This is a genomic window from Flavobacterium macacae, assembly GCF_003865365.1.
Taxonomy (GTDB): Bacteria; Bacteroidota; Bacteroidia; order Flavobacteriales; family Flavobacteriaceae; genus Flavobacterium; species Flavobacterium macacae.
The window spans coordinates 1-13927 of sequence record NZ_RQVR01000016.1; the positions used below are offsets into that span (position 1 = coordinate 1).

A 13927-nucleotide genomic window follows, 5' to 3' on the forward strand; every position below is an offset into this window, starting at 1 on the left:
ATTATGCAGGTGTGAAGGGGATTTTAGATGGTGTTTGCGTTTTTCAGAACTTTAAGTTGTAATGTGTCCAGGCGAAGGGATTCGCGCGGGAGCGGGGTGAAGGGAATTTTAGATGGTGTTTGCGTTTTTCAGAACTTTAAGTTGTAAAGTGTCCACGCGAAGGGATTCGCGCGGGAGCGGGGGTTTTTCAGAACTTTAAGTTGTAAAGTGTCCACGCGAAGAGATTCGCGCGGGAGCGGGGGTGTTTGCGTTTTTCAGAACTTTAAGTTGTAATTTGTCCACGCGAAAGGATTCGCGCGGGAGCTGGGATTCGCGCGGGAGCTGGGGGTAAAAATTACTAAAATTAGCTTTTTTATCCTTTTTGATTTTCGGTCTTTTAGGAATTGCAGCAGTTTCACTCTAACAAAGCAAAATTCAGTACCCTAAATAATTGAAAATAAGAAGTTACAAACAAAGGAGCTGTTAGGTGATATTACACTTTGTAGCAAGTAACTTTGAGAATACCTGCCGAATTAGATAAACTATTTTGTGAAAAATCTTCATTGGTACCCATGGGAAGGCTTCGTGGGTTATGAAGATAACTTACTTTAATTCAGTGTTTTAGTTAATTTATACGTTTTTAGTATAGGAATACTGATTTTTAAATGCTGAAAGCTGAGAAAAGATATTGAAAGCAAGAGGGAAGTGCAAAATTAAAAATAGTATTTATATTTCAAAAAAAAAGCAGTAACTTGGTACTCCAATAAAAGGAATGCAAAAATGACAATTTCAAATTTTTATTTAACCAATAATCGCTTGATGCGCTTGATGCGCACATTGTTATATCTGCACGACGATACTTTCTTAAAAAGTTCTAAAGAGTTCATTAATTAAGCCCTGTCACAACTCTAGACAGGGAAACTTTCATTTAGAAAGCTCATTATTTTAATCTTCAATTTTCATTTAGCACACGATATCATTAAGTTGGTACACGTAAGGGCTGCGTATTTATTTAATGAAGAGTCATCTATCATTGCTATGAAAAGGGAGCAACAAAACAGTTATGTCACAAAATATTATTTTAACCACAGGAGTTTACGATTTAATTAAAGATCATGTAAGAAGAAAAAAAGTAACATTAGAAGAAGAAAAGTTATTGCTACTAGAACTTAAAAAAGCGTCACAGGTATTAAGAAAAGATTTGCCAGAAGATATTGTTTCCGTAAATCGAATAGTGACGTATAAAAACCACAGTAACGAAGAAGAAAAAACAGTTGAATTTGTAGGGCCAAAGAAATCTAAGCCAGCCAAAAATAAAATTTCGATTTTATCAGATGAAGGAATTGCAATGGTAGGGTATAAAGTTGGAAATATCATAGAATGGCCTTCGAAAAAAGGCGACCTAAAGCTAGAAATATTGAAAGTTGAAGAAGCAGAATAACATGCTTTTGATTAAAAAACATCCCCAGAGAAGCCTTCTCTTGTGGGATGTTTTTTTTATATAATATGATTTTATGTCCCTTTTTTGTAAGTAAATTAAGAATATAAGTACTAAGTTTGCGCCCTTAAATTTACTACTGTGAATAAGTTATCGTCTTTGCTGATTGCCTTATTATTTTTAACCTTCTGTTGCAATGCAGCAAGTGCCCAAACCCAAAAAGGGGAGTTTATCAATACTTCCATAGGCATTGGCATGGTCGCTGCTGATGACCAAGCTGACATTACAGGATCAGGCTTTTATGCACAAGGAGAATATGTTTATAACATTTTGAGCTGGTTCGGACTCAGGCCTTATGCTGGAGCTATATTTGCTTCAGGAGCATCTGATGAGCCTGGAATGGACCACTATAAAGTGAAGTCAAATGCTTTTTTACTTGGAGGAAAAGCCCGAATTACTGCACCCATTCCTTACGTGGCTCCATTTTTAGAATCGGGTATCGGTATGTCTATAGGGGAATTTAAAACCTATACTCCTTATACCCATTTAGAAAAAAAAGGCTTGCAGCTGCATATTCCTGTTACCCTTGGCTTGGCAATAGGCCGCAATCACGATTACGAACTTAAATTTGTATATTATTTTCATCCTGCTGCAGAACAGACTTCAGGCGCGGCAGCTATCGGCTATAGTTTTCCGCTCGATAGAAGTTAAATTGCAAAATTAATCCCAGAGTATAAAAAAAATATTTTCTGTACTTTATTACATGATTTCTATCGGAAGCGATCCTACTATTAAAAAAGTTGCCTGTTACTCTTAAAGAAGAGCAATAGGCTTTTTTTATGGCTTCTCTTTATTTACTGCTGAACCTTTTGGCGGATACACAATAGAATCGTTCAGTTCTTTAATTTTATCAGGATGAAATTTTGGCAGCTGCATTTCGCCTCTTTCATTCCATTCTTTGACTTTGTCAGAAACATCTTTTGACTTTTCTTCAGAAATGCCGTCGTCTTTTGCAAAATAAAGGGTCTGCGAAGGAAAGGCAAATCCGGTACCGCTTTCTGAAACCAAGTCCATAATTCTCAGGTATAAATCTTCTTTGATTTCTAATGCTGTATCTAAGGTGCTCACCAGGATATACGCATTGATTTCTAAACGCAAAGAGGAGGCTCCAAAACCAATAAAACGAACGCGGGCATCGTCATTTCCCACCATCGGATGCGAATATAAGATGCTCCTGATTTCTACCAGCAGAAAACGAATTTGGTCGGGCGTAGTTTCACATCTTAAATCAAGAACAGGATTAAAAAAGAAACGATCCCTAAAAGCATAATTTTCAATATTTGTGGCCGAAAGCAAACCATTGGGTATGGTAACTACCGTTCGTTCTCCAGTTCTGACTTTCGTCGATCTCATGCCAATCTGTTCCACATTTCCTTTTATATCGTTTATCCTGCAATAATCTCCCACGCGAATAGGCTGGTCGATGATCAAGGTAACGCTTCCCACAAAGTTTTCTACCGTTTTTTGGGCACCCAGAGCCAAAGCGATACCCCCGATTCCCAATGCGGCCAGTCCGGCAGTGACATCAATTCCGATAGCGCCCAAGATAGCAATGCCGCCAAAAATAAAAATGGCTACCTTAAAAGTCCTTCTTAAAAATAAAATAGCAGAAATAGTAGAAACCCTGCCTTTTACTGTCATTCTGTTTTTGCTGAATTCTCCAATAAAATCCGTTATTCTCCACAGCAGCATTAAAAAAGCAACAATTCCCACAGTAACTGTCAAATAGCTAAAACGCTGGCGGATGATGATGGAAATGCCAACGCGCTGTGAAAAATCAATAAAAAACCAAAGCGCAATATACAGCTGGATCGGTAATGATAAGGCAACAAGGAATCCTTCAGTGGGTTCGGTCCTGGCTTTTTTCCAAAGTTTTGAAATTATAAAAGTCAGCAATGCAATTATTCCCCATGACAAAAAATAGGCTCCCGCAACCAGCACAATAATGATGAACCATTGTCCGATCGGGACGCCTGCTAGCAATCTTTCTTTTAAAGATTCGGGTAAAATTTTATTGACCAATAGATTTTCATCTACTTTAACGGCAGCAATCGCATCAACAGTTTCAGCAGAAAAAAGCCATATCGGCGGACTGCCTTCCCGTTCATTATTTTCAACATATAATTTGACATTTTTGCCATTGATGGATATTGTTCCCACAAGATCCAATTCTGCGTCTAATTCATCATCGCTATTGCCGGTATTTTTATCGCTGATTAGGGAAGTTGGAACAATGCTGCCGCTTTGGTCTAAAAGGTTCTGCATCGTTTTTACAATGCGTTCTCTTTCTTTGTTTTTTCGGAAAGACCTTTTTAAGTACAGGTAATTGCTGGCCCTGATATAATTTTGCTCTGAAACGGCTTTTAAGAAGCCATTAACCGTTCCTCTCGGATTTCTTCTTCCTAAGGAATCATCGGGAATTTTAACTTCTTCTTTTACTTCTGACGAGGATGGTAAAAGTTGTGCTTTAATCTCAACAGGATTTAGCAAAAATATAAAAGTTAGGATAAAAAAATTTCGAATTGAGATGCTCATAAAAAGTAATTTTGTTCAGAAAAGGCACTGTTTCCAATCTTTAAAATTACACTTTATTCCTCATAAATAAAACCTAAAGTTTGAAGGTCCAATTATTGATGTTGCGCAATACTATGTGGGAAACCTACTGACCCAGAAATCTTGACTGCCGCAAAATAAAAAACCACGAGCCGGTAAGGTCGTGGTTTCTGTTTTTAATCTTTGTAAATCGTATCGTATAATTTTTTATAGATTTCCATGATGCTTTTTCGTTTCAATTTCATCGTGGGTGTAAGATGGCCGCCGTCAATGCTCCAAACGTCAGGTGTCAATTCAAATTTTTTGATTTGTTCCCAATGCCCAAATTTAGTATTGATTCCGTTGATTTCTTCTTGGAAACGCGCTCTTACGTCTTTATTTTCAACTAGTTCCTCATTCGATCTGATGCTGATTCCTTTTTTCTTCGCCCATGATTTTACAAATTCAAAATCAGGCTGAATGAAAGCGGCAGGCAACTTTTCGCCGTCGCCAATTACCATAATTTCTGCAATAAAACGCGATTGCTTCATCGCATTTTCTATCAATTGCGGCGCAATGTATTTTCCTCCCGAAGTTTTGAACATTTCTTTCTTTCTGTCGGTAATTTTTAAGAAACCATCGGCGTCTACTTGGCCAATATCTCCCGTGTGGAAATAACCATCGATAATGGCTTCCTTCGTTTTTTCTTCATCTTTATAATAACCCATCATTACATTCGGTCCTTTGCAAAGAATTTCGCCGTCTTCCGCAATTTTTACTTCCACATTGTCGATTATTTTTCCAGCTGTACCAATCTTAAAACCGCCATTTCGGGTGTCATTTACTGAAATTACCGGAGAAGTTTCAGACAAGCCATATCCTTCCATTACATAAATCTCGGCAGCAGCAAAAACACGTGCTAATCGTGGCTGCAAAGCGGCGCTTCCGTTTACGATTAAATCTAAATTCCCGCCCAAACCTGCTTTCCATTTGCTGAAGATAAGTTTTCGGGCCAATGATAATTGAACGCCATACCACCAACCATTAGCATTATAGGGTTCGTATCTTAAACCGACAGAAACTGCCCAAAAGAACAGTTTTTTCTTGATTCCGGTAAGTTCAGAACCTTTGGCAATTATTTTTTCATATACTTTTTCGATAAGTCTCGGAACACCAGTCATTACGTTAGGTTGCACTTCTTTGACATTATCAGAAATCTTTTCAATTGATTCGCCAAAATAAATAGCGACGCCATAAAACTGGTAGATATACGTTACCATTCGCTCATAAATATGGCAAATCGGCAAGAAACTCAAGGCCTTGCTTTTTCCGGCTTCAAACGGAATTCTGCTGGCAGAATTTAATACATTCGATACAATGTTGTTATGAGAAAGCATAACGCCTTTTGGCCTTCCGGTGGTTCCCGAAGTGTAAATTATAGTAGCAAGTTCTAATGGATCTACGTTGTTTTTTCGTTCTTCCACCTCGTTTTGATTGCTTTCGTCTTTTCCTAATTCTAAAAGTTCGTTCCAGTTTTTACAGCCGGAAATCTCGTTGAAGGAGTAAACTTCCTTTAATTTCGGAACATTTGCTTTGATGGCATTTACTTTATTTAAAACTTCTTCATCAGAAACAAAACAGTAGCTTACTTCAGAATGATTTAAGATATATTCATAATCTTCTTCTGTAATCGTTGGATAAACAGGAACATTTTGCGCTCCGGTTTGGAGGATTCCAATATCCATAATGTGCCATTCGCTTCTGTTATTGGAAGAAATGACCGCAATTTTATCGTTTTTTTGAAGGCCTAACCGCAACAGGGCTCTGGAGATTGCATTGGCTTTTTTGACATATTCTTCCGTAGAAGTCTTCTCCCATTCGCCATTTACCTTGGTTGCCAAGGCGTCAGGAATGTTGTATTTTTCTAACTGATGATACGGGAAATCAAATAATCGGGTAATTGAAGCCATTCGAATGAAGATTAAATTCTATGCAAAATAGCAAATTATAAATATATGACCAATCTTTTTATCATTTCCGTAAGGAAATTAAAAGTATTTTCCATACTTGATTATCTTAGTGTCTTACAAATCATTTATTTATAATAGTTTTAAAACAATTTCCAGATAGTACTTTCTTGAACTGGTTCAATGCGATTTAGTCAGGAGAAAATTAATTTTACGAAATAAAATATAGAAAAGATGAGCTACACGATTTTAGATAATAAACAAAAAAATAGATTTGAAATTCATCAAGACGGATACATCGCTTTTGAAGACTATCAACTTTTTGAAGGTGGCATTTCTTATATGTACACCGAAGTTCCAAAGGAATTAAGCGGTAAAGGAATTGCGTCTGCGCTGGCAAAAATGCTTCTTGATTATGCGATTGAAAACAACTTAAAAGTGAAACCTTATTGTCCGCATATCAAAGCATACATCGACAAACATGAAGAATATCAGTTCAATTCTATTTTTCATAATCCAGAATTATTTTATTTGAAATAAGCTTGATTTTGGTCTTTGCTTAATTTAGATCATAACTAAAAAAACATAACGTTATATTCTTCTTAAAATTAGAATTGTGCTATTTTTTGACAGAATAATGCTATTGTCACTAATTTTTATGTCTGAAATTTGAGAAATTAAAAATTATAAAACAATGAGCGATATCTTAAAAAGACCAGAATTTAAAGAAAAATATGATAATTATATAGGTGGTAAATTTGTACCGCCAGTAAACGGACAGTATTTTGATACTATTTCTCCCATCGATGGAAAAGTGTTTACAAAAGTAGCGAAATCAAGCAAAGAAGATTTGGTTTTGGCAGTTGATGCAGCGCACGAAGCTTTTAAAACTTGGGGAAAAACATCGGTTACAGAACGAAGCATTTTGCTAAATAAAATTGCTCAAGTTCTTGAGGATAACTTAGAATACATGGCGGCAGTGGAAACAGTGGACAATGGAAAAGCCGTTCGCGAAACTTTAGCTGCAGATATGCCGCTTGCAATTGACCATTTCAGGTATTTTGCAGGCGTAATCCGTGCAGAAGAAAGTTCTATTGCTGAATTGGATTCGAACACGGTTTCGATTGCTTTAAGCGAACCTTTGGGCGTTATTGCACAGATTATTCCGTGGAATTTCCCAATTCTAATGGCTGTTTGGAAATTAGCGCCCGCATTGGCTGCCGGAAACACGGTGGTTTTAAAACCGGCTGAAAGTACGCCAGTTTCCATATTAGTGATGATGGAATTGATAGAAGGAATTCTTCCTCCGGGAGTTATAAATATCGTGAACGGTTTTGGCGCTGAATTGGGAAGAGCCTTGGTTACCAATCCGAAAGTCTCAAAAGCAGCATTTACGGGTTCAACGGCAACAGGGCGTTTGGTAATGCAATATGCAACAGAAAATATCATTCCGGTAACGCTAGAATTAGGAGGGAAATCTCCAAATATTTTCTTCAAATCAATCGCAGACCACGATGATGATTTCTTTGATAAAGCAGTGGAAGGCGCCGTAATGTTTGCCTTAAATCAAGGGGAAATTTGTACTTGTCCGTCAAGATTGTTGGTTCACGAAGATATTTATGACAAATTTATCGCCAAAGTAATTGAAAGAACCGAAGCTATCAAGATGGGCAATCCTTTGGATAAGACAACAATGATGGGTGCCCAGGCTTCCAATGTTCAATATGAAAAAATCCAGCAATATATCAAATTAGGAAAAGAAGAAGGTGCCGAAGTTTTAACGGGTGGCGATGTGAACAAATTGGAAGGCGATCTGGCCGGAGGTTATTACATCAAGCCAACGTTATTCAAAGGGCACAACAAAATGAGAATCTTCCAAGAAGAAATTTTCGGGCCTGTTTTAGCCGTCACTACTTTCAAAACTACAGAAGAAGCGATTGAAATTGCAAACGACACCATGTATGGTTTAGGAGCAGGAGTCTGGACACGCGATGCGCACGAAATTTACCAAGTACCGAGAGCAATCCAAGCCGGAAGAGTTTGGATCAATCAATACCATTCTTATCCTGCAGGAGCTCCGTTTGGAGGTTACAAACAATCCGGGATCGGCAGGGAAAACCACAAAATGATGTTGGGCCATTACCGCCAGACAAAAAATATGCTGATTTCTTATGATAAAAAGAAATTAGGCTTCTTTTAATTGGTTTGGATTTTTGAGTTTTAATTGAATAAATACAGCCCTAATTTATTTTTAGGGCTGTATTTTTAATATAAATGATATGGTAAAGAGAGTAGAGGCAACGCAAGAAGCGATAGCTATTATAAGGGAATTGCACAAAACGCACGGAGATTTGATGTTTTACCAATCGGGTGGCTGTTGTGAAGGAACGCAGCCGCAGTGTTTTGAAAAGGGTGGTTTTTACCTGAGAATGGGCGACGTTTGCATTGGAACTGTTGAAGGATTCGAGTTTTGGGTGGATCGCGATTTATTTGAATATTGGAAAAATGCCCACTTTTTAATGGATGTTTTAGACGGAGTTCCAACGGGCGGTTTCTCGTTAGAAACGCCTTTAGGAAAAACATTCAAAATCCATTATCGACTTTTTACGGCCGAAGAAATTGAAAATTTAGAACCCGTAAAATTAGAAGAGTAACAAATTAATTCGCCAGTTTTTGATACTGTTTTGGCGTAATTCCTTCGTGCTTTTTGAACAAGCGAATAAAATAATTGCTGTCTTCATACCCCAATTCATACGAAACTTCATTGATGTGAATATTGGGTTCGCTCAACAATGTTTTTGCCATTTTAATTTTTTCTTGGGCGATAAATTCAATCGGCGTAATTCCCAGTTCTTTTTTAAAGAAGCGATGAAAAGCCGTTGTACTCATATTGGCAACATCTGATAAATTTTTCAAATTGATGGCGCTGTGAATATTGGCTTTGATGTAAGAAATGATTGGAAAAAGCGACGAGTTTTTATCTGAAAACGTATTGTTTTCAATCGATTTTTGCGTTTGCAATTGGATAATTTGAATTAGCATTTCTTGCAACGTCAAATCGGCAATGACATCTTTGGTAATAGAATTGCTCAAGCAAACCTTGATTAATTTTTGGATTGAAGTGGCCAACTCCACATTGTTATAAAAGAAGTAATTCCTGGAATTCAATTGCCAGAAATTACTTGAACCTTCTTTCGGATATTTTTCGTTTAATAGATTTAGAATTTCAGAAATCTTTGTGTGATCTAATGCCAATGCCAAACATTGCGTCGGGTTTTGACGAGAAGCTTCCGGAAAATCAATTTTCATTTCTACATTTGAAGGGATAATTACGGTTTCTCCCGGAAGATATTCGAAACCTTCATTGTCAAAAAGATGCATCACTTTTTTACCGCGAAGCATACTTGTCACCACCAAATCATTAAATTTTAACGGTACTTTTTGAGCTTCTTGATAGGTTTCAAAAATGTTCAATTCACAATGATTTAAAGTATGAATCGTTCGGTTTTCTACTAAAGTTTTAAGTGAATTTTCTTTAGAAAGGCTAGGGGCATTCAGCAGGATTCCGTTTTTTGAATTCATACTATTTTATTTTTGAATTGAGATTTTAAAAAGCAACCTGATAAATTTAGAACATTCTTTTGTTAAAACAATAGCTCTTAACTATCGTTTAGGTAAATATTTTTCAGAAATAAAGCTTAGCAGGATTCCAAATGTATAGGCCAATAAATCGCTCAACAAAAATCCTTGTCCCAAAACCAAATGTCCCAAAGTCGTACTTCTTATTTCTACAATCCAACGAGCTTGATAAAGTTGCGAAAATTCAATTGCAAAACATAGTAGAAGCGATAAAAAGGCAACGCTAATTGGTTTTGATTTTATAAATAAAAAGCGAATCATAAAATAAATCATCATCGCATATAAAATGTCGCCAACAGCTAGAGGAATAAAATCTATTTTTCTGGAAACCAAGCCTACAATTATGATGAAGCAGATGAATAGAAAATAGTAAATTCTTGTTTTCATAAACGTAAAGAAATAAAAAAGGCTTCCAATTAGGAAGCCTTTTTTCAACTATTTAAAACTATTTATTTTTTATTCTCTACCCATTTTCTAGCATTCACAAAAGCTTCATGCCAAGGTGAAACTGCATCGTTTCTGCCTTCCGGATAATTCGCCCAGTTCCATTGGAATGTTGAACGCTCAATGTGAGGCATCATCGCCAAATGTCTTCCGGTTTTATCGCACATCATGGCAATATTGAAGAAAGAACCATTTGGGTTTGCAGGATAATTTTCATAACCATATTTCCCAACCACATTGTACTTATCTTCGGTGTAAGGCAAATCAAATTTTCCTTCTCCGTGCGAAATCCAAACACCTAAAGTGCTTCCTGCCAAAGTGTTCAGCATCACAGAATTGTTCTCCTGGATCGTTACTGAAGTAAATCCACTTTCGTGTTTGTGCGAATCGTTATGTCTTAATTTTCCATGAACTTCATGTTCTGGATTTATTAATTCTAATTCCATAAACAGCTGCGCTCCGTTGCAAATTCCAACCGATAAAGTGTCTTCTCTTTTGAAGAAATTATCCAAGGCTGTCTTTGCTTTTTCGTTGTATAAAAATGCTCCAGCCCAACCTTTTGCAGAACCCAAAACATCTGAATTGGAGAAACCTCCAACGGCTCCGATGAATTGAATATCTTCTAAAGTTTCACGACCCGAAATCAAATCGGTCATATGAACGTCTTTTACGTCAAAACCTGCCAAATACATTGCATTTGCCATTTCTCGCTCTGAATTACTTCCTTTTTCACGAATAATTGCTGCTTTTGGTCTTGGTTTAGAAAAATCTACAACTGGTTTTTTTCCTGTAAAATGTGCAGGGAAATTAAATTGCAAAGGTTGGTTTTTAAAATTATCAAAACGCTCTTTTGCTTTCAATTCTCCCGATTGTTTTCGGTCTAATAAATACGAAGTTTTGAACCAAATATCTCTCGTTTCGTTCACATCAAAAGCAAGATTTCGGTCGCCGTTTTTGATGTTTACTGTATTTCCTTCCGTTACTTTTCCGATGTTGAAGAAAGTAATATTGTTATCCTTTAAAATGGTTTCAACCGAAGCATCTGCTTGGAAAACAATTCCGATATTTTCAGAAAATAATACTTTGATAGTATCGCTTTCGCATAAAGCACTCAGGTCAAAATCAGCCGATAAATTCACATCTGCGAAACACATTTCTAAAAGAGTAGTAATCAAACCACCGCTTCCGATGTCGTGTCCCGCTTGGATTTTATCCGCTTTAATCAAATCTTGAATTACGTTGAACGTCTTCTTGAAATTCGCTCCGTTTTTAATTGTTGGAACTTCATTTCCAATCTTATTCAAAATTTGTGCAAAAGACGAACCCCCTAATTTGAAAGCATCTTCTGAAAGATTGATATAATAAATGTTGCCACCATTTTTCTTCAAAACAGGCTCCACCACTTTTTGAATATCCGTACAATTTCCACCAGCAGAAATAATTACCGTTCCAGGAGCAATTACGTCTCCATCAGGATATTTTTGCTTCATTGAAAGCGAATCTTTTCCTGTCGGAATGTTGATTCCCAATTCAATGGCAAAGTCAGAACAGCTTTGAACGGCTTCGTATAAACGAGCGTCTTCACCTTCATTTTTACAAGCCCACATCCAGTTTGCCGAAAGCGAAACGCCTTTCAAACCGTCTTTAATCGGAGCCCAAATAATATTCGACAATGCTTCTGCAATTGCAGTGCGACTTCCAGCAGCAGGATCAATTAAAGAGGCAATAGGTGAGTGGCCAACCGTAGTAGCAACACCTTCTTTTCCTAAATAATCTAACGCCATCACACCCACATTGTTCAACGGCAATTGCAACGGTCCAGCACATTGTTGTTTGGCAACTTTTCCACCTACACAACGATCCACTTTGTTAGTCAACCAGTCTTTTGAAGCAACTGCTTCCAATTGCAACACTTGGTCCAGATAGCTTTTAAACTGCTCTTGCGTATATTCTAATTCGTTGTATTTTCTATCGATTGTCGTATCGGTCATCACGACTTTTGGAGAACTTCCAAACATATCTTCCAAAGCAAAATCCATCGGTTTTGCACCCGTCGTTTTTGATTCAAAAGTAAAACGATGATTTCCGGTTACGTCACCCACCTGATACATTGGCGAACGCTCACGATCAGCGATTTTTTGTAACGTTTCAATATCTTTTTGGCCGATAACCAATCCCATTCTTTCTTGCGATTCGTTACCCACGATTTCTTTTGCCGACAAAGTTGGGTCGCCAACTGGCAATTTATCCAAATCAATCAAACCGCCTGTTTCCTCAACCAATTCTGAAAGACAGTTCAAATGGCCGCCCGCACCGTGATCGTGAATCGAAACAATCGGATTTTCGTCGCTTTCCACCAATCCACGAATGGCATTTGCTGCACGTTTTTGCATCTCAGGGTTTGAACGCTGAATGGCATTCAGCTCAATTCCAGAATTAAAAGCACCCGTATCTGCTGAAGAAACTGCAGCGCCACCCATACCAATTCTGTAATTTTCTCCACCTAAAATAACAATTTTATCGCCTTCTTTCGGCTTTTGTTTGATGGCTTGGTTTAGTTTTCCGTAACCAATTCCACCGGCTTGCATAATTACTTTATCGTAACCAATTTTTCGGTTGTTTTCATCGTGCTCAAATGTCAAAATCGAACCTGTGATTAAAGGTTGTCCGAATTTATTTCCGAAATCAGAAGCTCCGTTTGAAGCTTTAATCAAGATATCCATTGGAGTTTGGTACAACCATTTTCTTTCGTTCATTGCATCTTCCCAAGGTCTGTTTTCTTTCAAGCGAGAATACGAAGTCATATAAACTGCAGTTCCCGCCAATGGCAACGAACCTTGCCCGCCAGCCAAGCGGTCGCGAATTTCTCCACCAGAACCCGTTGCCGCACCGTTGAAAGGTTCCACCGTTGTTGGGAAATTGTGTGTTTCTGCTTTTAATGAAATTACAGAATCAAAATCTTTTGTTTCATAAAAATCAGGTTTGTCAGCTGATTTTGGTGCAAATTGCTGTACTCTCGGACCTTTTACAAAAGCCACGTTATCTTTATACGCCGATACAATATCGTTCGGGTTTTCAGCAGATGTTTTCTTGATTAATTTGAACAATGAAGACGGTTTTTCTTCCCCATCAATCACAAAAGTTCCGTTGAAAATCTTGTGGCGGCAGTGTTCTGAATTGACTTGCGAGAATCCAAAAACTTCAGAATCGGTTAGTTTTCGGTCTAATTTTTTAGATAAATTCTCTAAATATGCTACTTCTTCCTGGCTCAAAGCCAAACCTTCTTTTGCATTGAAAGCGTGGATATCTTCAATTTCAAGAATAGGTTCTGGTTGAATATTGATCGTATAGATTTCTTGATTTAATTCTGAATATTTCTGAGAAAGCATTGGGTCAAAATCAGAAAAAGCTTCTGTGACTTTCTGAAATTCTTCAATTCTGATGATGCCTTCGATGGCCATATTTTGAGTAATCTCAACCGCATTTGTACTCCAAGGAGTAATCATAGCGGCGCGAGGTCCAACAAAAAAATCCGCTAGTACTGATTTTTCTATTTTATGAGTATTGCCAAAAAGCCAGTTTAATTTTGAAATGTTTTCTGCCGAAAGCTCGTTTTGCGTCTGAACTGCAAAAACGGTGTTGCTTTCGTTTCCGAAGAAATGAATCATTGTGTAGATTTTAGTTGTTGTTGTGGTGCAAATTTAGTTCAAAATCTCGTAAAGTCAAAAAAATTAAAGTCATAAAGTTGAAACTATTAAAGTCGAAAGTGAAACAAATTAAAGCAACGATAAGAGCTCTTCTTTTTCTAATAAAAACTTCGCCACGAATTGCATTAAATTTCACTCATTGAATCGTGAAAACTCGCGCA

At 37.3% G+C, this 13927-nt stretch carries 10 protein-coding genes; 5 read left to right on the forward strand and 5 right to left on the reverse strand.

What is annotated here, in order from left to right; genetic code table 11:
* Positions 1-1042 precede the first annotated feature (1042 nt).
* Together EG849_RS12675 and EG849_RS12680 are read left to right on the forward strand one after the other, a co-directional pair.
* Complete coding sequence (locus EG849_RS12675) at positions 1043-1420, forward strand: GreA/GreB family elongation factor (RefSeq protein ID WP_125013463.1); 378 nt, start codon at positions 1043-1045, stop codon at positions 1418-1420.
* Positions 1421-1558: 138 nt separating this feature from the next.
* Entirely contained in the window at positions 1559-2128 is a 570-nt protein-coding gene (locus EG849_RS12680) for an outer membrane beta-barrel protein (protein WP_125013464.1), read from the forward strand.
* 126 nt (positions 2129-2254) lie between these two features.
* Here EG849_RS12680 and EG849_RS12685 read toward each other — a convergent pair whose 3' ends face one another.
* Both EG849_RS12685 and EG849_RS12690 read right to left on the reverse strand, forming a co-directional pair.
* Entirely contained in the window at positions 2255-4012 is a 1758-nt protein-coding gene (locus tag EG849_RS12685) for a mechanosensitive ion channel family protein (RefSeq protein WP_125013466.1), read from the reverse strand.
* 194 nt (positions 4013-4206) lie between these two features.
* Positions 4207-5979, reverse strand: coding sequence for an AMP-dependent synthetase/ligase (locus EG849_RS12690; protein ID WP_125013467.1), 1773 nt, complete (start codon positions 5977-5979; stop codon positions 4207-4209).
* Positions 5980-6210: 231 nt separating this feature from the next.
* Between EG849_RS12690 and EG849_RS12695 the strand changes: the two genes are divergently transcribed.
* From EG849_RS12695 to EG849_RS12705, 3 genes are all read left to right on the forward strand, one after another.
* The gene (locus tag EG849_RS12695) at positions 6211-6516 is read left to right on the forward strand and encodes a GNAT family N-acetyltransferase (protein ID WP_125013469.1); all 306 of its coding nucleotides are present in this window, start codon (positions 6211-6213) and stop codon (positions 6514-6516) included.
* Between the two features lie 154 nt (positions 6517-6670).
* Entirely contained in the window at positions 6671-8176 is a 1506-nt protein-coding gene (locus tag EG849_RS12700) for an aldehyde dehydrogenase family protein (RefSeq protein ID WP_125013470.1), read from the forward strand.
* A gap of 79 nt (positions 8177-8255) precedes the next feature.
* The gene (locus EG849_RS12705) at positions 8256-8630 is read left to right on the forward strand and encodes a DUF779 domain-containing protein (RefSeq protein ID WP_125013472.1); all 375 of its coding nucleotides are present in this window, start codon (positions 8256-8258) and stop codon (positions 8628-8630) included.
* A gap of 4 nt (positions 8631-8634) precedes the next feature.
* On the opposite strand, the gene EG849_RS12710 is transcribed toward EG849_RS12705, so the two are convergent.
* The 3 genes from EG849_RS12710 to purL form a co-directional block, all read right to left on the reverse strand.
* On the reverse strand, positions 8635-9558 hold the full coding sequence (locus tag EG849_RS12710; protein WP_125013473.1) for an AraC family transcriptional regulator: 924 nt from the start codon (positions 9556-9558) through the stop codon (positions 8635-8637).
* Between the two features lie 81 nt (positions 9559-9639).
* A complete protein-coding gene (locus EG849_RS12715) occupies positions 9640-10002 on the reverse strand; it encodes a ribosomal maturation YjgA family protein (RefSeq protein ID WP_125013474.1) in 363 nt (120 codons plus the stop codon).
* A gap of 62 nt (positions 10003-10064) precedes the next feature.
* The gene (gene purL / locus EG849_RS12720) at positions 10065-13727 is read right to left on the reverse strand and encodes a phosphoribosylformylglycinamidine synthase (protein WP_125013475.1); all 3663 of its coding nucleotides are present in this window, start codon (positions 13725-13727) and stop codon (positions 10065-10067) included.
* Positions 13728-13927 lie beyond the last annotated feature (200 nt).